Here is a 20,700-nt window from a genome sequence, read left to right on the forward strand (position 1 = left end):
TGGTGGGTCGTGCAGGATTCGAACCTGCGACCAATTGATTAAAAGTCAACTGCTCTACCAACTGAGCTAACGACCCGAAGTGGTGGGTGATGACGGGTTCGAACCGCCGACCCCCTCCTTGTAAGGGAGATGCTCTACCAACTGAGCTAATCACCCCCGCTGTGTGGAGTCGCATTATAGGGATAGTTGATTTTGAGTCAACGCTTTTTAAAACATAATTGTGCGTTCGGTTTAATTTTAAACATCCCGCAGGGATTTTATCCAATGTGCTGGTTTTCTTAGCAGAAATACAGGCTTTGCTGCCGCTCTGCTGTCTTGCATGCATTGAGGATTCATCATCAGATGCTAGAATATGCGCACTGTTTTCGCGTCTAACCCGTTTTTTGTCATCCAGACAACGAACCTGCGCATTTAAGGCAATACTGAATGAAAATCAAAACTCGCTTCGCGCCAAGCCCTACCGGCTTCTTACACGTAGGTGGCGCTCGTACCGCACTCTACTCATGGCTCTTTGCCCGTCATCATCAGGGCGAGTTTGTACTGCGCATTGAAGATACCGATCTTGAGCGTTCTACACCGGAAGCCATCGAAGCTATTATGGATGGGATGAACTGGCTGAGCCTGGACTGGGATGAAGGCCCTTATTACCAGACCAAACGCTTCGACCGCTACAACGCCGTCATTGATGAAATGCAGGAAGCGGGTACTGCCTATAAATGTTACTGCTCGAAAGAACGTCTTGAAGCGCTGCGTGAAACGCAGATGGCCAACGGCGAAAAACCCCGCTATGACGGCCGCTGCCGTGACAGCCATGAGCATCATGCCGCTGATGAGCCGCATGTAGTGCGCTTCCGTAATCCACAGGAAGGCTCTGTTATTTTTGACGATCAGATTCGCGGTCCGATTGAGTTCAGTAACCAGGAGCTGGACGATCTGATTATCCGCCGTACCGATGGCTCACCGACTTACAACTTCTGCGTCGTGGTCGATGACTGGGACATGGGCATCACCCACGTTGTGCGCGGTGAAGACCACATCAACAACACACCGCGTCAGATCAATATCCTGAAGGCGATAGGCGCACAGGTGCCGGTTTATGCCCACGTTTCGATGATTCTGGGTGACGACGGTAAGAAACTGTCTAAACGTCATGGTGCAGTAGGCGTGATGCAATACCGTGATGACGGCTATCTGCCAGAGGCGTTGCTTAACTATCTGGTACGTCTGGGCTGGTCACATGGCGATCAGGAAATTTTCTCTGTCAAAGAGATGACGGCGCTGTTTAGCCTGGACGCGGTCAGTAAATCGGCCAGCGCCTTTAATACCGAAAAACTGCAGTGGCTAAATCACCACTATATTAATGCGCTGCCGCCCGAGTACGTGGCAACCCATCTGCAGTGGCATATTGAACAGCAGAACATTGATACCCGCACTGGCCCGGAACTGGCAAAGTTGGTGACCTTGCTGGGCGAGCGCTGCAAGACGCTGAAAGAGATGGCCGCATCGTGTCACTATTTCTATCAGGATTTTTCAGAATTCGATGCCGATGCCGCGAAAAAGCATTTACGTCCAGTCGCGCGTCAGCCGCTGGAAGTGGTTCGCGACAAGCTGGCCGCATTGACTGACTGGAATGCAGAAACAGTGCATCAGGCTATTCAGCAGAGCGCGGATGAGCTGGGTGTGGGCATGGGCAAAGTCGGCATGCCGCTGCGCGTCGCCGTCACCGGCGCCGGTCAGTCTCCCGGACTGGATGTGACGGTGGAAGCCATTGGCCGTAGCCGTAGCGTTGAGCGTATTGAAAAAGCACTGGCCTTTATTGCTGAGCGTGAAGCACAGAGCCAGTAACCGTTCTCTTCCACGGCGGCTTGCGGCCGAGCGCTTTCTGGCATTAACCGATGAAGGCCAGGCCGCGGGACGTGATTGTCTGAGACGAAAAAAAACCGGAAGCATCGCGCTTCCGGTTTTTTTATTGTTCGTGAATGCCCAGTCGGTCAAGCACACCTTTTATCCCTTCCCGCAAAATCAACGCCGTGAGCTGATCTTGCTCGTTCTGACTCATTTGCTGGACAGAACTTATCAATAACGCAGGTAATGAATTCGGTGGGGGAGTATAATTTGCCGTGGGTTCATTAAGGTTGCGCGTCGACTGAATGAAACTTTTCACGCGTTCATCAATATGAATCAATCTGGCTTTTCCGCCCTGAACGCCGGGTTTTGGCGTGGTCGTCCAGTTCTCGCGTTTGATCCATTTGTTCACCGTCTGCCGACTGTAGCCCGTTTCGATTGCCAGTTCTTCCGGAGTTAGCCATTCCTTTTTCACGATGCTGTCCCTGTTCAATACATTAGCCATACATATTACAGCAAATCGTAACGCGTGAAAGTAACAGGAAACGAAATTGCCTTTTGTCTCTCAACAAAAGGCAGGGGATTGTTTATTGCGCAGTGCTTGGCTGCTCGGCTGCGGGGCGGAAAGCGAGGAAGTAAGCCAGACCAACGAAAACGGCACCGCCGACGGCGTTACCTAAGAATACCGCCACGAAGTTAGGCAAATATTCAGCCCAGCTCATCTGTCCGGCAAAGATCGCAGCAGGAATAATGAACATATTCGCCACAACGTGCTGGAAACCAATGGCCACAAACGCCATGACCGGGAACCACATCGCGAAAATTTTGCCGACCACATCTTTACTGGCGAAGGCCAGCCACACGGCAAGACATACCAGCCAGTTACAACCGATGCCAGAAATGAACGCATGCAGGAAATCGGCATGGACTTTGGCATTCGCAATCGCCAGCGTCTTTTTCAGGTAATCACCCTCGGTCATGGCCAGCATGTGGCCAAAGAACCAGGCGATAGCGATGCTGCCAAGGAAGTTTGCAATCGTTACCCAGAACCAGTTGCGTAATACGCTGTAGCCACTAATACGGCGTGCAAACCAGGCAACAGGCAACGTCATCATATTACCGGTTAACAGTTCGCCACCGGCCAGAATGGTCAGGATCAATCCCACCGGGAACACCGCAGCCCCTAAGAAGCCGCCAAATGAGCCCCAGTCAGCAGGCAGAGAGTTAATGACATGAACATCCAGCAAGAAACCTGTAGCAATAAAGGCACCTGCCATGAAGCCAAGAATTATTAAGGAGCTAATGGAAGCATGGCTTTTTGCCACGCCAGCCTGAATCGCCAGTTGGGCGATCTCTTTGGGTGTATGCAGCGACATATATTCTCTATTGATTTTAGTATTGGAGCGAAAACGCCTGGTTGAAGAACGGTGCGCTGGAGAAAACCATGCAGCCGTATTAGATAGCGGGCTAAGTTTTACACGACATTACCGGGAAGACAAGATAATTCCCATAACATATTTAACCGTGAATTAACTTAACTGCCGATAAAAAGTTACTCTTCAACCAGGCTCCTTTCACGATGTTAACAAGGACAGGAGAGAAACAAACGCACGTCATCACGCTGAGTTTGCCGTCTTTTTCAGCGATCAAACACAGAATGTGATTTTGCCGTTGACACTCCATGGGGGGTTGCATATTATGCCGTCCGTCGCTTAACACGACGGTTTTTTCGGTTCGGGGCTATAGCTCAGCTGGGAGAGCGCTTGCATGGCATGCAAGAGGTCAGCGGTTCGATCCCGCTTAGCTCCACCAAACTTCTTCCCAAAAGTTTGGCACTGAAAAAATGATTTCCAGATGTGGGGGTATAGCTCAGCTGGGAGAGCGCTTGCATGGCATGCAAGAGGTCAGCGGTTCGATCCCGCTTATCTCCACCAAATCTCTGGCTTATCAGCCTTTCTGATATTTCTCTTCGTCAATCCACACACAAGCGTATATAGCGTGCCTGTGCGATTTATCCTCTTTGACGTTATCTTTCTGCAACACAGCAGGCGTTTATCACCTGGCGTTGTGCCTGAATTCAGCCTAATTGTTGCGTCAGCCATCGACGGAAGTCATTAAGCTGTAGAATAAACGCCTCAGCCGTCGCCCGTGGTGCCTGACTTTCTGCGAAAAAGAAGGCCATTGCCGCTTCACGCGCCGGATAACGCGCAACAAACCGCTCAACGTGCTCCTCAAGGCTGCGCGGCCAGTCCGTGTCGCTATCTTTACGTAACATATTGGTGGCGCGAATCAGTTTTCTGGCAGCCGCGCGCTGAAGTGGTCGCTGCTGCCAGGGCTGGCTGGCGCGGGACAGGCGCGTTGCATACTCGCTCAGCACCTCTGTGACATCGCGGTTTATCGCCCAGGCCAGCGCGCGGGATGGCCTGTAAAGCCCAAACAGCACAGAGAGATCCTGGCCATAGAGACAGCGGCAATGGTGCTTCAGCCAGAATCCCCAGGAAAGGCTGTTCTCCGGCGCGCGGGCCTCATCGAGCGTGCCGATATCAAAATCGACTTTACTCACTACCGGATGCTTTACGGCCAGCGCCTTTTTCAGATCGGCCAGGCTGTTTTGCTGCGCCCGATCAGGTGAATGGCGGAATATCAGGCACAGGTCCAAATCAGATTCTCCCTCAACGGCGTTTCCCGACGCTACGCTGCCGTAAAGATAAACGCTGTGCAGGCTATCCCGATAGTCAGCGCTCAGGTGGGCCAGGGCATCGTCAATGACAGCCTGAAACGCGGGCTGAACGTCTGCAAAGGGCAGGGTAAGGATAAAACCCTGTGGATCCAGGCTCATAATGGCTCCTGTATGGCAAACACAGTCGATAACTGAACGATGCGGAGGTGCGTGGTAAACCGCGAGATCTTCCGCTCAGCAGACAAGGGCAGTATTTATCAGGGCGACAGATGGGGTCAACTTTCTTGTCCGGCACTCAGGTTCCGGCGGGCAAGGAGTTATGGATGGGAGGGAGACAAAAAAGGCGAGTCGTTTGACTCGCCTTAATGTGGGCAGAACGCGAACTCAGAATGCCAGTACCAGGCCTGCAATCGCCGCAGACAGCACGCTGACCAGCGTTGAGCCGTACAGCAGTTTCAGACCGAAGCGTGAAACCACGTTACCTTGCTCTTCGTTCAGTCCCTTGATGGCGCCAGCGACGATGCCGATAGACGAGAAGTTGGCGAATGAGACTAAGAATACTGACAGGATGCCTTCCGCGTTCGGTGACAGCTGACCGGCAATTTTCTGCAGATCCATCATGGCCACAAACTCGTTGGAAACCAGTTTGGTTGCCATGATGCTGCCGACCTGCAGGGCTTCGCCTGATGGCACGCCCATCACCCACGCAAAGGGGTAGAAGACATAACCCAGCACGCCCTGGAAGGTCACGCCGAAGATAAAGTCAAACAGCGCGTTCAGGCCCGAAATCAGTGCGATAAAACCGATCAGCATGGCTGCAACGATGATGGCGACGCGGAAACCGGCAAGAATGTACTCGCCCAGCATTTCAAAGAAGCTCTGACCCTGATGCAGATCCTGCAGTTGCAGATCTTCTTCGCTGTCAACGCGGTAAGGGTTGATGAGCGACAGCACGATAAAGGTACTGAACATATTCAGCACCAGCGCAGCGACAACATACTTAGGTTGCAGCATGGTCATGTAAGCGCCCACGATAGACATGGAAACCGTCGACATCGCAGTGGCCGCCATGGTGTACATACGGCGTTGTGACATTTTGCCCAGAATATCTTTGTACGCGATAAAGTTCTCAGACTGTCCCAAAATCAGAGAGCTTACGGCGTTGAAAGATTCCAGTTTGCCCATGCCGTTGATCTTAGACAGCACGGTACCAATTCCACGGATGACCCATGGCAGGATGCGGAAGTGCTGAAGAATACCAATCAGGGCTGAGATGAACACGATGGGGCACAATACGTTCAGGAAGAAGAACGCCAGGCCTTTATCATTCATGTTACCGAACACGAAGTTGGTACCCTGAGCGGCATATTTCAGAAGATGATCGAAGAAACCGGCAAATCCTTTGACGAATCCCAGACCGGCTTCCGAGTTCAGGAAGAACCATGCCAGAACGATCTCGATAACCAGAAGCTGTACGATGTACCGAACCCGAATACTTTTTCTGTCGTGGCTGACCAGCAGGGCCAGCACGCCAACGACCACTAGTGCTAAAAGAAACTGCAAAATATGGGACATGATTGCTCCAAATTTGAGGAGGATTGTATTTTGCTGCGTATTCTATGTAACGGCTTACCGAAAAACGAGATCTCCACCACAATATAAGTATTCAATATCGCCAATTTTCTCAGAATACTCTCACCGATCACGCCCTGTAACCAAATTGTTCACATCATATTCACTTAAACCTATTGTCTGTAATTTAAACAACACGTAGAGTAGGGGAATTGCGCCTGACCTTCAGGCCTTCTGCACCTCCAATTTATAGCAATGGCTATACTTTATAGCACTATCTATTACACTGATTACTAAAACCGCATTTCACTTGCGCCTGTGTCGCTTTAAGCTGCACAGGTAAACCAACGACAGGGTAGCCAATATGTTTGAAAGCCGTGCCGCCGAGCGCGCCGCTCGCGGAGCAAGAAAAGTGAAACTCGCCCTGTTGGGGCCCGCCTTTATCGCCGCTATCGGCTATATCGATCCGGGCAACTTTGCGACCAATATCCAGGCGGGTGCTGCTTACGGTTACCAGCTCCTTTGGGTCGTGGTATGGGCCAATATCATGGCGATGCTTATCCAGTTGATGTCAGCCAAATTGGGCATTGCGACGGGCAAAAACCTCGCGGAACACATCCGCGAGCGTTTTCCCCGTCCGGCGGTGTGGTTCTATTGGGTACAGGCGGAGATCATCGCGATGGCGACCGATCTCGCAGAATTTATCGGTGCCGCTCTGGGCTTTAAACTGCTGCTGGGTGTGTCCCTGATGCAGGGCGCTGTGCTTACCGGCGTGGCCACCGTGCTTATTTTGATGCTGCAAAACCGTGGGCAAAAGCCGCTGGAGCTGGTGATTGGTGGCCTGCTGCTGTTTGTGGCGGCAGCGTACATTGTGGAGCTGTTTTTCTCCCAGCCCAAGGTCAGTGAACTGGTGACAGGCATGGCGCTGCCGTCTCTGCCCAACGCGGATGCGGTCTTTCTTGCTGCGGGTGTGCTGGGCGCCACCATTATGCCGCACGTGATTTATCTGCATTCTGCATTGACCCAGGGAAAAAGCAGTGACAGTCAGGCCCGGCGCTATTCATCCACCAAGCTTGATGTCGCCATTGCCATGACCATTGCGGGATTTGTCAATCTGGCGATGATGGCCACGGCCGCTGCCGCCTTCCATTTTAGCGGCCACAGCGGGATTGCCGAGCTCGATCAGGCTTACACCACGTTGCAGCCCTTACTGGGCCACGCTGCCGCCACGGTGTTTGGCTTAAGCCTGGTCGCGGCGGGGCTGTCTTCTACCGTGGTGGGCACCCTGGCCGGACAGGTGGTCATGCAGGGATTTATAAAATTCTATATTCCGCTGTGGGTGCGACGCGCAGTAACCATGGTGCCTTCGTTTATTGTGATCTGGGCCGGCTGGGATCCTACGCGCGTGTTAGTCATGAGTCAGGTGTTGCTGAGCTTTGGTATCGCGCTGGCTCTCATTCCGCTGCTGGCCTTCACCGGCAACCGTGAGCTGATGGGCGAGGCATTGGTCAATTCACGGCTGATGCAAAACACCGGCCGCGTCATCGTGGTGCTGGTGGTGAGTCTTAACGCCTATCTGCTGATCGGCCAGATGATGGGAATGTAATGCCGCTGCCTGGCAACCCGTCAGGCAGCCCATCTTTAGCTTTTAAAGCCTGTTGCCTTGAGCTTTATCCGTATCCGTTTATATTTTCTTCTGTCTTGTTGATTCAGGAGCGGAACGATGCGGACACAGGATTATCCTTCAGAAGACCAGCCAAAATGGGCTGCGGTCGACGACTACTTTTCTCAGCAACTTATTCCTGCCGATAGCCATTTTCAAGCCGCGCTTGTCGCCAACCGTCAGGCGGGGCTGCCTGCTCACGATGTTTCTGCCCTGCAAGGCAAGATGCTCGGGCTGTTTATCAAAATGATTAATGCCTCACGCGTGCTGGAAATTGGCACGCTGGGAGGTTACAGCACCCTCTGGATGGCTCAGGCGCTGGGTGCGGAAGGGAAAATTACCACTCTCGAAGCTGACAGCCATCATGCGCAGGTTGCCAGGCAGAACATCCACCGTGCAGGGCTGGCCGAACGTGTCGATCTGCGTCTCGGTGCAGCGCTGGACGTGCTGCCTCAACTGCAGGGGCCGTTCGACCTGATCTTTATCGATGCGGATAAGCGAAACAATCCGCACTACCTGCGTTGGGCAGTCACTCTGGCGCGCCCCGGCACGGTCATTATTGCCGACAACGTTGTACGAGGCGGGGCGGTAACAGAGGGGACGTCCACAGACTGCAACGTGCAGGGCGTGCGTGAATTTTTCCAACTGCTTGCCAGCGATCCCCGGCTGGACGCGACGGCGATTCAAACCGTAGGCGAAAAGGGCTGGGATGGCTTTGTCATGGCCAGAGTGAAGTAGAGCTGGCACTACACCTCAGGTGGCCTGCCAACCCGTTCGGGCCAACAGGCGCGCTTTAGCGATAGCGTTCAGGATAGCGATGGTGTTCGCGGCGTTCAGCGTGCCAGTGGCGATGCTCATGCTCCCAGCGACGTTGTCTGTCGCGTGCGTGCCAGCGGCGTTCGCGTTCCCACTGCTGATGACGTCGCCACGCTTCGTGTCGCCACCAGCGACGCTCTTTATAAGCATAGCGATCGTTAAACCAGCGCGGCTCACGCCAGTGGTGACCGTCCCAGTAATAACCTCGGCGGTCGCGATCGCCCAGATGAAGCGTTACGCCGGGCGCGAGACGCACGGATGTATCTGAGGCCTGAGCGGTGTGCATTGCCAGCGGCATTAACATGGCTACAACGGCAGCCAGTAAGATTCCACGTATCATGATTTTCTCCTGACAGCAGCGTGTCTCCGCTGCTGATACGCTATTTTGTCGGTATCAGGCCGGAGAAACCTGTGGAAGCCGTCTGAAAAACCGTTAAAGCTCAAGGTTTGAGAGTTTTCTGGCGCAGCCGCCTGGCGAACCAGGCGGTGCGGTTACAGCAGCGCGGACTCAATTGCGGCCAGTTCGTCATCCCTGAGGGGCGCCTGACTCAGCATCTGTAGGGCATCATCGATTTGCGCCGTTTTACTCGCGCCTATCAGTACCGAGGTAATGCGGGGATCGCGCAGTACCCACGTCAGCGCCATCTGTGCCAGCTTCTGGCCGCGCTGTTGCGCAATAGCATTAAGCCTGCGAACTTTTTCCATCTTTTCGTCGGTAAGCTGGCTTTCGTTCAGGAATTTGCTGCCGCTGGCAACGCGAGAATCCTGCGGGATGCCCTGCAAATAGCGATCGGTCAGCACGCCACCCGCCAGCGGCGAGAACGCAATACAGCCTGCTCCATGCGCATCCAGCGTCTGAAGTAATCCCTGTTCCGGTGTACGTTCAAAGAGCGAATAACGAGGCTGATGGATCAGGCACGGCGTGCCCAGATCGCGCAGAATCGCCATCGCGTCGGCCGCCCGTTCCGCGGGATAGTTTGAAATCGCCGCATACAGCGCTTTACCCTGCCTGACCACATGATCCAGCGCCCGCATGGTTTCTTCTAGCGGCGTGTCCGGATCCGGACGGTGGTGATAGAAGATATCGACATATTCCAGCCCCATCCGACGCAGGCTCTGGTCCAGGCTCGCGACCAGATATTTTCGGGAGCCCCAGTCGCCATAAGGACCTTCCCACATGGTGTAACCGGCTTTGGTCGAAATAATCAGTTCATCGCGATGAGCCTGAAAATCTTCACGCATGATGCGGCCAAAATTCACTTCGGCGGAGCCGGGAGGCGGGCCGTAGTTATTCGCCAGGTCGAAATGCGTAATGCCGTGGTCAAACGCGTGGCGCAGCAGTTGACGGCTCACGTCCAGTTGCGTGTTGTCGCCAAAGTTATGCCACAGGCCCAGTGAAATCGCGGGAAGTTTCAGGCCGCTGCGCCCACTGCGACGCCACTGCATATGCTGATATCGGTCCGGATGAGGGAAAGCTGTCATAGTAAGGTCCTGAGTGAAAAACAAATAAATGTGCCAAAAACGCCTCAGTGTATACGCTTACACTCAGTATTAATTCGTGTGAAGTCGCATATTCACGGAATAATGCACGGTCGTAACGCGGGCTTGCCATGCAATGCATCGGCTAAATTTGCTGCCATTCTCGCCAAATTTTCGCCATGTCAGATACTTATCAGAACAATCCCCTCAAAGGAATTCGCTATGTCCGATTTTACGGTTGGTGATTATCTGTTGGCTCGCTTACAGGAGTGCGGCGTCAGGCATTTGTTCGGCGTACCGGGTGACTACAATCTGCAGTTTCTGGACCGCGTTATTGCGCACCCGGATATTGGCTGGGTGGGATGCGCCAATGAGCTGAACGCCGCTTACGCCGCAGACGGCTACGCGCGTTGCACGGGCGCAGCCGCCTTGCTGACCACCTTTGGCGTGGGAGAACTCAGCGCCATTAATGGTCTGGCGGGCAGCTTTGCCGAATACCTGCCGGTCATCCACATCGTGGGCGCGCCATCAAGCCAGGCGATGCAGCAGGGGGATTGTGTGCATCATACGCTGGGAGACGGGGACTTCGGTCACTTCATCCGAATGGCGAAGGAGGTCAGCGCCGCAACGGCAGCGTTGACGGCTGACAATGCCACGGCTGAAATCGACAGGGTTATACTGACTGCGCTTCAGCAGCATCGTCCGGGCTATTTAATGCTGCCGGTTGACGTTGCACAGCGGCAAACCTCTGCGCCTGATCAGCCGCTAATGCCCATTACCGCGTCGTCTGATGAGGTGCGCATCGCATTTCAGCAGGCGGCAGAGCGGTTGCTGGCACCTGCGAAGCGGGTTTCGCTGCTCGCCGATTTTCTTGCCCAGCGCTGGCAACAGCAGCCGGCGCTGGCGGCCTTACGGGCAGGACGTGCGTTTCCCTGTGCCACGTTGTTAATGGGTAAAGGTGTACTGGATGAACAGCAGCCGGGCTTTGTCGGTACCTATGCCGGCGAAGGCAGTGAAGGTGACGTGCGGCAGCAAATTGAAGAGGTGGACGTGACGATTTGTGCTGGCGTGCGGTTTACCGACACCATTACGGCGGGTTTTACGCAGCAGTTCAGTCAGGCACGACTTATCGATATTCAGCCGCACAGCGCGAGCGTAGCGGGACAGACGTTTGCCCCGTTGTCGATGGCAGAGGCATTGCAGGCGCTGCTGCCCGTCTTCGAACGCCTGGGGGCAGGCTGGCAGGCCGCCTGTGCGCCACGGGCGGCAGAGCCGGTTCCCGACGCCGCTCTTATCAGCCAGTCTGCTTTTTGGCAGGCGATGCAGGGGTTTCTGCAGCCTGGCGATATTATTCTGGCGGACCAGGGAACGGCGGCATTTGGTGCCGCATCTCTGCGGTTGCCCGTTGGGGCACAGCTTTTAGTGCAGCCGCTCTGGGGCTCTATCGGTTATACGTTACCCGCCGCGTTTGGTGCGCAAACGGCCTGGCCCGGGCAGCGCGTTATCCTGATTATTGGCGACGGTTCGGCCCAGTTGACCATCCAGGAGTTAGGATCCATGCTGCGAGATCAACAGCATCCCCTCATTTTTCTGCTAAACAATGAAGGCTATACTGTGGAGCGGGCGATTCACGGCGCCGCGCAACGTTATAATGATATTGCCCAATGGAACTGGACAGCGCTGCCGCAGGCGATGAGCCTGGAATGCCAGGCGCAGAGTTGGCGCATCAGTGAAACCGTGCAGCTCCAGGCGCTGATGGCGCAGCTCACACAGCAGCGCAGGCTGTCGTTTATTGAAGTGGTGATGCAAAAAGATGACCTGCCGCCGTTATTGCGCAAAGTCTCAGCCTGCCTGAGCCAGCGCAACGGCGGTTGAGATTCGGAAAGTTGCCTCTGTGCAGGCCAGCCTAACGCGGTTAGGCTGTTGCACACACGAGTCAGACGCTCACCAATAACTTCGGTGAGCGTTGTTGTTTTATCGGCAGGATTTTATAGTGTCCTCCAACTCTTTAAGACCCCCAAGCGGAGCACCAGAAGAATGACAACTTATGCCTTGGTCGGCGATGTCGGCGGCACCAATGCCCGTCTCGCTTTGTGTGAGGTGGAAAACGGCAGCATCTCCCAGGCCAAAACATTCGCAACATCAGACTACGACAGCCTCGAAGCCGTCATCCGCCACTATCTTGATGAACAAAAGCAGGATATCAAAGACGGTTGTATCGCCATTGCCTGCCCGATTACCGATGACTGGGTTGAGATGACCAACCACGACTGGGCATTTTCGACCAGAAAGCTGAAAGAAAACATCGGTTTTGAACACCTGGAAATTATTAACGACTTCACCGCGGTTTCCATGGCCATCCCTATGCTGGGTGCGGAACATGTCATTCAGTTTGGTGGCAAAGAGCCGATCAAGGATAAGCCTGTGGCCATTTACGGCGCGGGTACCGGGCTGGGCGTGAGTCATCTGGTCCATGTTGATAAGCGTTGGGTCAGTCTGCCCGGCGAAGGCGGCCACGTTGACTTTGCGGCCAACAGCGAAGAAGAAGATCAAATCCTCGAAGTGTTGCGGGAAGAGCTAGGCCATGTGTCGGCCGAGCGTGTTCTGTCCGGCGCGGGGCTGGTCAATCTCTATCGGGCGATTGTGAAAGTCGATCATCGCGTACCCGAAAATCTCAAGCCCAAAGAAGTGAGTGAGCGTGCGCTTGCTGACAGCTGCACCGACTGCCGTCGTGCACTGTCGCTGTTCTGCGTGATTATGGGACGTTTCGGCGGTAACCTGGCCCTGAACCTTGGCACCTTCGGTGGAGTGTACATCGCGGGCGGTATCGTGCCGCGCTTCCTGGAGTTCTTCAAATCGTCGGGCTTCCGGGCGGCCTTCGAAGACAAAGGGCGCTTTCGCGATTATGTCGCCACGATTCCGGTCTATATGATCACCCACGATCAACCCGGATTATTAGGCGCTGGCGCGCACCTGCGCCAAACGCTGGGCCGCATTATCTAATGCCTGCCGTTGCCCTTCCCGGTGGGAAGGGCTGTGTCCATTCCGCCATTCTCCTACAAGCGCATGAGCAGCCGAAAGGTTTTGACCTTGCTACGACTGACCGGCACCTGAAAATCCTTGTCCCTTAGCTTCAGCAGATAAGTATTATTGAACCAGGGTTCAATCTCTCTGATCTTATTCAGGTTGACGCAGTACGAGCGGTGACAGCGAAAGAATTGCTGTTCAGGCAGGCGTGCGCAAAATTCGCTGATGTTCATCGACATCACGTAATCTTCGCGGCGCGTGTACACGAAGGTTAATTTTTCGTGGGCTTCAACGTAGTAAATATCGTTTACGTCGGTCACGATGATGCGCTCATCTTTGATCAGGTTAACCGTGAGGGCATGTTGCGCACTCGGTGCCTGGGTAATCGTATGCTGCTGTTGCCAGCTGGCTTCCAGCTTGTTGAGCATCGTGATAATACGTGACTCATGATAGGGCTTGAGAATATAGTCAAATGCTTCCAGCTCAAAGGCCTCGACCGCATGCTCTTTCCAGGCGGTAATAAAGACAATGAGCGGCTTGTGAACGAACTGATGGATATTCTGCGCCAGTAACATGCCATCCAGAGACGGGATATTAATGTCGAGAAAGATCACATCAACCCGGTGCTGTTGCAGATATTTCAGCACGTCGAGTCCGTCATCAAAGCAGGCTTCAATGTCAATTTTACTGTGCTGCTGAATCATCCAGCTCAGCTCTTGCTGGGCAAGGAATTCATCCTCTACGATGATGGCTTTCATGCAAGATTCCCCACCAGTGGCTGTCCGTTTTTGCCCAGCGTAAAGGCAATCTCTGTGCCGGGTTGATGACGCACGATATGCAGCCCCTGGCCCGAAAGCAATTTGACCCGGTGATGCACGTTTAACAGACCGATTTTATTGCCCGGCATGTCGTTGCGCGCGACCTTGTCGATCACCTCATCGCTAATGCCTTGCCCTGTATCCCGCACGGCAATGCGGACCTTGTCGCCCAAATCGCGCACGCTCAGTGTGACCACGCCTTTGCCTTTACAGGGTTGAATGCCATGCACGATGGCGTTTTCGACCAACGGCTGAATCAGCAGGCTGGGCAGCGAGAAATGCAAATCCTCATCCACGTCATAAATCATCGTCAGCTTGTCGCCGAAGCGAGCCTGTTCAATGGCGATGTAATCCTTTACCTGCCACAGCTCTTTTTTAATATCGATCAGCTCATCGTCATTCAGTTCGAGGTTGTAACGCAGATAACGCGATAAGTTAATGACCAGCTGACGCGCCGTATCCGGATTAAGGCGGATAGAAGATGAAATCGCATTGAGCGCATTAAACAGGAAATGCGGATTTATTTTACTCTGGAGCGCACGCAGTTCCGCTTTATTGGCCATCTCTCGCAGCTGCTCGGTGCGGGAAACTTCAAGCTGGGTGGAGATAATCTGCGACAGGCCCACGGCCATCTCTTTTAATGAACCTGTAATACGGTACGCACGGCGATAGTAGATTTTTAAGGTGCCGGTAACCTGTCCTTTTTCCCGCAGTGGAATGACGATCATTGAATGAATGTCTTTTGTCCGATGGGCTTCATCATTGTTTTTAATGATGATTTTTCCGCTGTGAATCGCCTGAGCCGTGGTGGGGCTGATACCGTCATCGCCGTGCTGATAGTTGTGCTCGCCATAGCCAACATAGGCCAAAATCTTCTGTTTATTGGTCATGGCGACGGCATCCGCTTTGATTTCCCGCCGGATAATATCGCAAATGTTGCGAAGTGAATCGCTGTTCACCTGCCTGAAGAGCGGCAGCGTCTGGTTAGCAATATCCAGCGCCAGCTTGGCCTGACGCGCTGCAATGGCCTCTTTCTCGCCCTCTACGCTCTGCACCAGCAACACGATTAAGCCAATGCTGGAGGCACCGAGAATCATCGGCAGGGCGATTTCAGACACAATCGCCAGCCCCAGCGCGACAGGTTTGGCCCATAGCACAATCAGCAGCATCGTCAGACTTTCACAAAACATACCGCCGAGAATCCCTACCAACCAGCGCCGTTCGCGCTGCACCCGACGGTTGATTCCCCCCGAGACGATCCCGGCTATGATGCTGGTGATCAGGCAAGGCACAGAGGTAACGCCATGAACATCAATCAGAAAGCGGTGCAGGCCGGCAATCACGCCCGTGGCAATTCCCACCCAGGGGCCAAAGAGAATGCCGCCCGCCATCACCGCAATCACCCGCACGTTAAGCAGTGATCCCTCCACGTTAACGCCTGACCAGGTACTGAATAAGGCGAACAGGGAAAAAATCGCAATGACGGCGGCTTTTTCCAGCGAGGTATGCTCATCCTTTTGTAACAGCTGACGAAAAGGCCGGGTTCGCGTCAAAAAAAACAGGCAGATCAGCATCAGCGCGGCGCGATCAAAGACGGCGAGGAGCATGTTAAAGTGTGAAGTCACAGGCGACTCTTCAGCTATGTTAAAGAACGCCATGATAAAAAATGTGATGATGATGCGCCAGCATGCCTGACGGTCAGCGCGGCTGTTCATGTTTTAGATCAATTTATCTAAAACAGGGAAAAGCGGAAATGTTGAGTGCATTAAAGGGGAACAAGTTAGTCCTCGCTGAATTTGGGGCAGGACGCGGACGCCTGACAAGGTGATTCGCGCCGTTATCCTCGTTTAAGCCCTCGCTCGGGAGTAGAGTATGCAGGTAATGACTTCACGTTTGACGCTAACGACATTACGTCCTGAAGACTGGCAACTGTTCAGGGCTGTGCATGAAGATCGCGATACGATGAAGTGGGTGAGTGACATTCCCGACGAAGATGATATCCGCGAACGTTTCACCCAACGTCTGGCACCCTGGCAGGTGGGCAGTTTTCACATGTTGTGTCTGGTCGTCAGGCGGCGCGATAGCGGAGAGGCCATTGGCCTACTGGGCTGCACGCCGGAGTGGCAGCCTGCCCGCCAGGCCGAGATCGGCTACATGCTGCTGCATCGCCACTGTGGCCAGGGCTTTGGCAGTGAAGCCCTGGAGGCACTGTGTGAGTGTTTGTTTGATGCTGATTTCCTCAAACTCAAGGCGATGGTGGTAGAGGGGAACTGGGCATCACGTCGAATTCTGGAAAAAAATGGCTTCACGCTTCAGCGCACACTACAACATAATTATCTGTTAAATGACCGCTGGGTGAATGACTGGCTGCTTGAGCGGCTCCATCCGCAAATATAAAAAATTTTCTGCTCCTATCGACAAAGTTGTTATTGGCACGTTATGTTCTTGTTGTGGTCACCGCAGTGACCAGCGTCGCTCGGACGGTCCGGGCGCTAACGTTTTCCAGAGGATATCATGGCTGATAACAGCACAACCCGTCGTTTCTCACGCATTGAACGCCTGCCGCCTTACGTATTTAACATCACCGCTGAACTGAAGATGGCTGCGCGTCGGCGCGGTGAAGACATCATTGATCTTTCAATGGGCAATCCTGATGGGGCGACGCCGCCTCATATCGTAGAAAAACTGTGCCAGGTGGCACAACGCGAAGATACGCACGGTTACTCGACGTCGCGGGGAATTCCTCGTCTGCGCCGCGCGATTTCACGCTGGTATGAAGAGCGTTATCAGGTTGATATCGATCCGGAATCTGAAGCTATCGTCACGATTGGCTCCAAAGAAGGCCTGGCCCACCTGATGCTGGCAACGCTCGATCACGGCGACACGGTGCTGGTGCCTAACCCCAGTTATCCTATTCATATCTACGGCGCAGTGATCGCCGGTGCCCAGGTGCGTTCTGTACCGCTGGTGGAAGGCATTGATTTTTTCAATGAGCTGGAGCGTGCCATCCGGGAAAGCTATCCTAAACCTAAGATGATGGTACTGGGCTTTCCCTCGAATCCGACGTCTCAATGCGTTGAACTGGACTTTTTCGAACGCGTGATTGCGCTGGCGAAGCAGTATAACGTCCTGGTGATCCACGATCTGGCTTATGCCGATATCGTTTATGACGGCTGGAAAGCGCCTTCTATCATGCAGGTGCCGGGTGCACGCGATGTGGCAGTCGAATTCTTTACCCTGTCTAAAAGCTACAACATGGCAGGCTGGCGCATTGGCTTTATGGTCGGGAACAAAGAACTGGTCGCTGCGCTGGCACGTATCAAGAGCTATCACGATTACGGGACTTTTACGCCCTTGCAGGTGGCGGCGATTGCGGCGCTGGAAGGCGATCAGCAATGCGTGCGTGATATTGCCGAGCAATATAAACGCCGTCGCGATGTGCTGGTAAAAGGGCTCCACGAAGCGGGCTGGATGGTTGATATCCCTAAAGCCTCTATGTACGTGTGGGCAAAAATACCTGACCACTACGCTCATCTCGGTTCACTGGAATTTGCCAAGCATATGCTGCAGGAGGCGAAAGTCTGCGTCTCGCCAGGCGTGGGATTTGGTGATTACGGTGACACGCATGTCCGCTTTGCGCTGATTGAAAACAGCGATCGTATTCGTCAGGCAGTAAGAGGGATTAAAGCGATGTTTCGTGCTGACGGCATTCTGCCAGGCAGCGTGAAAAGCATGGAAGAACAAATATAGTACGCCACTGGGGCGACCGTCTGTCGCCCCCTACGGACTGCTTGCAAAAACTACAGCATCAGCACAAAGGTGCCGACCCAAAGCAGTACGAAGAAAGAAATTCCCATCAATGCATATTTCACACACGAACTCCTCTGAGCGGTTACGATATTGGCGATCCCGATCCAGCGCAACGCGGACAGAAGGGATAAGGCCGCCGTTCAGGTCAACGGTCAACGGTTTCCCGGACGAACTGAATAACTCAGTACAGGATCGGGGCTAATCTACGCGTATTCAGACCGAAAAGAAATAGTTTGGTTCTGAGAGTTTGTTCACATTTTTTACTGAGTGTTAATTTCCGGAACGGCGGACATCCCGACACGTAACTGGGCCAGATTCGGCTGCCCTTTATCCAGCACAATTTTCACCGGCAAGCGCTGAACGATCTTAGTGTAGTTGCCGGTCGCATTGTCGGGAGAAATCGCCGAGAATGTCGCGCCCGTCGCGGGTGCAATGCTGTCAACATGGCCGGTAAAGACCTGATCGGGTAACGCATCCACTTTGATGCGCACGGGTTGCCCGGGGCGAACATCTTTCAACTGCGTTTCCAGATAGTTGGCTGTGATATAGGTTTGCTGCAGCGGTACAACCGCCAGCAGACGCGTGCCAGCGGAAACCCAGGCCCCCAGCCGCACCGTACGCTGTCCCACCATGCCTGCCACCGGCGCCACAATACGGGTGTAGGAAAGATTCAGACGTGCCTGATCGACGTTGGCTTTCGCCGCGGCGACATCGGCCTGTGACGACCTGACGGCCGCCTGCAATACGCCAACCTGCTTAATGGCGGCAGCCAGCGCCGCTTCGCTCTGGCGCACCGTGGCCGTGGCCGAACGCTGTGCAGAACTGGCTTTTTGCTGCTCGTCTGCGGCCACCGTACCGCTTTTATAAAGGCGGTTATAACGTTCAGCACTCTGACCGGCATACTGAGCCGTGGCCTGGCTGGCCGCGACGCTGGCCTTTTGCTGCGCAATAACTGACTGCTGTTGCTCCAGCTGTGCCTGGCTGCTCAACAGTTTGGCTTCACTGACCTGCAAATCAGCTTCGGCGCTTTCAAGCGCCACGCGATAATCGCGATCGTCCAGCGTGGCTAAGCGTTCGCCCGCCGCCACCTGCTGGTTATCCTTCACGTCGATATGGGCGACATAGCCGGACACTTTTGGCGCGACGATGGTGTAATCAGCATTCACCCAGGCATCATTAGTACGATGATCGTTACGGGTCATGACCGCCCAGACAGCCAGCGCCATCGCCAGTAAAACCAGCAGCAGCAGTGAAAGCAGCAGGTTTTTTCTCATTACTAAAGCACGCATATTCAGTTATCCCGACGTGGAGGTTGCAGAGTGGATCAAGGTTTGTGGCGGCCAGACCCGTTTGGGTAGCAGAGCAGTGATCAGCAGCAGCAGTAGCGCAAAACCGATCAGCAGCAGCCAGGTATCACTCAGGCCGAGCACCAGCGCCTGGTGCTTGACCTGGGTGGCGAAAGCGCGCAGGTTTTCAACAGAGCTTGCGCTGCCGTCTGGCAGAAGCGGATAGCGGCCACTGGCCTGGCCGCTGTCGGGGGCCGTCATCAGCCAGGGTCTGCTGGCCGCCTGATTAATCAGGATGCTGGAGTGAAACTGCTCACGATGGCTGACGAACCATGACACCAGGGTTGAGGCGGCGATGCTGGAGAATCCCCGGACGGTATTAAACATCGCCGAGGCGAACGGGCCTTCCGGCGGGGCAACGACGCTGGTGGCGCTCATCAGGACCGGCAAAATGACCATCGGTTGGCCCGCGGCCTGTAAGGCCTGAATCAGCCAAAAGTTGTCTCTCGCCCAGCCGGTGGTGATCTGCATGCCGAGCAGACAAGCGGCGATAAGCAACCCCAGGCCGAGCGACAGCACCCAGCGACAGTCGATCCAGCGAATATTCAGCAGGGCGGCGATAAAGGGCGCGATAATCAGCTGCGGTAAGCCGATGGTTAAGGCCAGCGGCGCAAACTGGGCAATACGGAACCCCTCAACCTGAGCAAAATAGGTTGAGGGCAGCGCCGAGCCGGACAGTGACACAATGAGTACGCCCGCCAGTACCAGCAAGCCGTGCATCAAATTACGCCGCCTCAGCATCTGCAACTTAAACAGCGGCAGCGGATGAAACCACTCGTTAATCAAAAACACAATCAGTAGCGGCAACGCCGCAAGAAGCATGGCCGCAATGAGCTGCGAATCCAGCCAGTCGAGCCGTTCGCCTTGCGTGAGCACCAGAACGACCAGCGCCATGCCGCTACAGCCGGTAAGCATGCCAAACAGGTCGATCTGCTGAAACCGTTCGGTGCGCAGGGGATCCTGAGGTAATCCCCAGGCCATCAATACGAGGGCAATCAGCATGCCGGGCACGACCTGCCAGAACACAAACATCCAGCTGACTTCATCTGTCCAAAAGGCCGCCAGCGAGGCGGCCATGTTCGGGCCAAACGTGGCGGTAAGCGCATAGGCGCCCAGGCCATAAAGCTTAATCGGAGGGGGCAAAAATCGCAGCGCGACGGTCATCAGCATCGGGGGAAGCGCGCCGCCAAACAGGCCCTGCACGACGCGCAAGGCAATAAACAGAGCAGGGTTCGTCATCAGCGGCAGCAGCACGCCGGATAATAAAAAACCGGCGGACATGATCAGCGAAAAACGGCGCAGGGAAAACGTCACAGCAAACCACGGCGCAATCATCATGGCGGCGACTTCGGCGGCCTGATAAACAGAAATAATCCAGCTACCCTGGTCGTAGCCGATGCCCAGCGCGGCACGAATATCGGCCAGGGCGATATCACTGACCCGATCGTTAAGACCTGACGTTAGTGCGGCGATCCAGACGCCAAGCAGGCCTAATGCCAGTCGCAGGGTAAAGGGATGCAGCGTCGGCGCATTGCCGGGCCGGGTTGTCATAGCAGGCGCTCTCATTATTATGGTTCGATGTATTGCAATGCGATACAGCGCGGCGATATTACATGGCAATATGCTGTATTGCAATGCGGTACA

The 20,700-nt window shown here is 54.4% G+C and carries 18 protein-coding genes and 4 tRNA genes; 9 read left to right on the forward strand and 13 right to left on the reverse strand.

The window, feature by feature from the left end; all coding sequences use genetic code 11:
• Both QLG08_RS09900 and QLG08_RS09905 read right to left on the reverse strand, forming a co-directional pair.
• Nucleotides 1–76 (reverse strand) — tRNA-Lys (locus tag QLG08_RS09900).
• 4 nt (nucleotides 77–80) lie between these two features.
• A tRNA-Val gene (locus tag QLG08_RS09905) sits at nucleotides 81–156 on the reverse strand.
• Nucleotides 157–426: 270 nt separating this feature from the next.
• Between QLG08_RS09905 and gltX the strand changes: the two genes are divergently transcribed.
• Nucleotides 427–1,845 carry a glutamate--tRNA ligase gene (gene gltX, locus QLG08_RS09910; protein WP_013026632.1) on the forward strand — a complete coding sequence of 473 codons (1,419 nt, stop codon included), beginning with the start codon at nucleotides 427–429 and terminating at the stop codon, nucleotides 1,843–1,845.
• A 121-nt stretch (nucleotides 1,846–1,966) separates the two neighbouring features.
• Here gltX and QLG08_RS09915 read toward each other — a convergent pair whose 3' ends face one another.
• Together QLG08_RS09915 and QLG08_RS09920 are read right to left on the reverse strand one after the other, a co-directional pair.
• Nucleotides 1,967–2,320: a YfeC-like transcriptional regulator gene (locus QLG08_RS09915; protein ID WP_024471562.1), complete on the reverse strand. Its 354-nt coding sequence runs from the start codon at nucleotides 2,318–2,320 to the stop codon at nucleotides 1,967–1,969.
• A gap of 112 nt (nucleotides 2,321–2,432) precedes the next feature.
• Nucleotides 2,433–3,221 carry a formate/nitrite transporter family protein gene (locus QLG08_RS09920; protein WP_013026630.1) on the reverse strand — a complete coding sequence of 263 codons (789 nt, stop codon included), beginning with the start codon at nucleotides 3,219–3,221 and terminating at the stop codon, nucleotides 2,433–2,435.
• Nucleotides 3,222–3,581: 360 nt separating this feature from the next.
• Here QLG08_RS09920 and QLG08_RS09925 point away from each other — a divergent pair.
• A tRNA-Ala gene (locus QLG08_RS09925) sits at nucleotides 3,582–3,657 on the forward strand.
• Nucleotides 3,658–3,703: 46 nt separating this feature from the next.
• Nucleotides 3,704–3,779: transfer RNA gene (locus QLG08_RS09930), tRNA-Ala, on the forward strand.
• A gap of 143 nt (nucleotides 3,780–3,922) precedes the next feature.
• On the opposite strand, the gene QLG08_RS09935 is transcribed toward QLG08_RS09930, so the two are convergent.
• Nucleotides 3,923–4,684, reverse strand: coding sequence for a nucleotidyltransferase domain-containing protein (locus tag QLG08_RS09935; RefSeq protein WP_029570403.1), 762 nt, complete (start codon nucleotides 4,682–4,684; stop codon nucleotides 3,923–3,925).
• Nucleotides 4,685–4,909: 225 nt separating this feature from the next.
• A complete protein-coding gene (locus tag QLG08_RS09940; RefSeq protein ID WP_014594244.1) occupies nucleotides 4,910–6,100 on the reverse strand; it encodes a NupC/NupG family nucleoside CNT transporter in 1,191 nt (396 codons plus the stop codon).
• Nucleotides 6,101–6,461: 361 nt separating this feature from the next.
• Between QLG08_RS09940 and QLG08_RS09945 the strand changes: the two genes are divergently transcribed.
• Together QLG08_RS09945 and QLG08_RS09950 are read left to right on the forward strand one after the other, a co-directional pair.
• On the forward strand, nucleotides 6,462–7,703 hold the full coding sequence (locus QLG08_RS09945) for an Nramp family divalent metal transporter (RefSeq protein WP_282472892.1): 1,242 nt from the start codon (nucleotides 6,462–6,464) through the stop codon (nucleotides 7,701–7,703).
• 117 nt (nucleotides 7,704–7,820) lie between these two features.
• Complete coding sequence (locus QLG08_RS09950) at nucleotides 7,821–8,498, forward strand: O-methyltransferase (protein ID WP_282472893.1); 678 nt, start codon at nucleotides 7,821–7,823, stop codon at nucleotides 8,496–8,498.
• A 55-nt stretch (nucleotides 8,499–8,553) separates the two neighbouring features.
• Here QLG08_RS09950 and QLG08_RS09955 read toward each other — a convergent pair whose 3' ends face one another.
• Both QLG08_RS09955 and mgrA read right to left on the reverse strand, forming a co-directional pair.
• A complete protein-coding gene (locus QLG08_RS09955; protein WP_013026625.1) occupies nucleotides 8,554–8,916 on the reverse strand; it encodes a DUF2502 domain-containing protein in 363 nt (120 codons plus the stop codon).
• Between the two features lie 152 nt (nucleotides 8,917–9,068).
• Nucleotides 9,069–10,058, reverse strand: coding sequence for an L-glyceraldehyde 3-phosphate reductase (mgrA, locus tag QLG08_RS09960; RefSeq protein ID WP_014594242.1), 990 nt, complete (start codon nucleotides 10,056–10,058; stop codon nucleotides 9,069–9,071).
• 219 nt (nucleotides 10,059–10,277) lie between these two features.
• Between mgrA and QLG08_RS09965 the strand changes: the two genes are divergently transcribed.
• Complete coding sequence (locus QLG08_RS09965; protein ID WP_072138192.1) at nucleotides 10,278–11,930, forward strand: thiamine pyrophosphate-binding protein; 1,653 nt, start codon at nucleotides 10,278–10,280, stop codon at nucleotides 11,928–11,930.
• A 162-nt stretch (nucleotides 11,931–12,092) separates the two neighbouring features.
• The gene (gene glk / locus QLG08_RS09970; RefSeq protein WP_105088647.1) at nucleotides 12,093–13,058 is read left to right on the forward strand and encodes a glucokinase; all 966 of its coding nucleotides are present in this window, start codon (nucleotides 12,093–12,095) and stop codon (nucleotides 13,056–13,058) included.
• A 53-nt stretch (nucleotides 13,059–13,111) separates the two neighbouring features.
• Here glk and QLG08_RS09975 read toward each other — a convergent pair whose 3' ends face one another.
• A complete protein-coding gene (locus QLG08_RS09975; RefSeq protein WP_013026621.1) occupies nucleotides 13,112–13,840 on the reverse strand; it encodes a LytTR family DNA-binding domain-containing protein in 729 nt (242 codons plus the stop codon).
• On the reverse strand, nucleotides 13,837–15,507 hold the full coding sequence (locus QLG08_RS09980) for a sensor histidine kinase (RefSeq protein WP_041931014.1): 1,671 nt from the start codon (nucleotides 15,505–15,507) through the stop codon (nucleotides 13,837–13,839). The genes QLG08_RS09975 and QLG08_RS09980 overlap by 4 nt, the downstream gene beginning before the upstream one ends.
• Before the next feature lie 265 nt (nucleotides 15,508–15,772).
• On the opposite strand from QLG08_RS09980, the gene QLG08_RS09985 reads away from it, so the two are divergent.
• On the forward strand, nucleotides 15,773–16,297 hold the full coding sequence (locus QLG08_RS09985; protein ID WP_013026619.1) for a GNAT family N-acetyltransferase: 525 nt from the start codon (nucleotides 15,773–15,775) through the stop codon (nucleotides 16,295–16,297).
• Between the two features lie 117 nt (nucleotides 16,298–16,414).
• Nucleotides 16,415–17,650: an alanine transaminase gene (gene alaC, locus QLG08_RS09990; protein WP_013026618.1), complete on the forward strand. Its 1,236-nt coding sequence runs from the start codon at nucleotides 16,415–16,417 to the stop codon at nucleotides 17,648–17,650.
• Between the two features lie 50 nt (nucleotides 17,651–17,700).
• On the opposite strand, the gene ypdK is transcribed toward alaC, so the two are convergent.
• From ypdK to QLG08_RS10005, 3 genes are all read right to left on the reverse strand, one after another.
• Entirely contained in the window at nucleotides 17,701–17,772 is a 72-nt protein-coding gene (ypdK, locus tag QLG08_RS09995) for a membrane protein YpdK (RefSeq protein ID WP_006120362.1), read from the reverse strand.
• A 198-nt stretch (nucleotides 17,773–17,970) separates the two neighbouring features.
• The gene (locus tag QLG08_RS10000; RefSeq protein WP_013026616.1) at nucleotides 17,971–18,999 is read right to left on the reverse strand and encodes an HlyD family secretion protein; all 1,029 of its coding nucleotides are present in this window, start codon (nucleotides 18,997–18,999) and stop codon (nucleotides 17,971–17,973) included.
• Between the two features lie 6 nt (nucleotides 19,000–19,005).
• Nucleotides 19,006–20,607, reverse strand: a complete 1,602-nt coding sequence (locus QLG08_RS10005) for an MFS transporter (protein WP_019106043.1) — start codon at nucleotides 20,605–20,607, stop codon at nucleotides 19,006–19,008.
• Nucleotides 20,608–20,700: the final 93 nt, after the last annotated feature.

Source organism: Pantoea sp. V106_11, assembly GCF_029967885.1.
Lineage (GTDB): Bacteria > Pseudomonadota > Gammaproteobacteria > Enterobacterales > Enterobacteriaceae > Pantoea > Pantoea ananatis.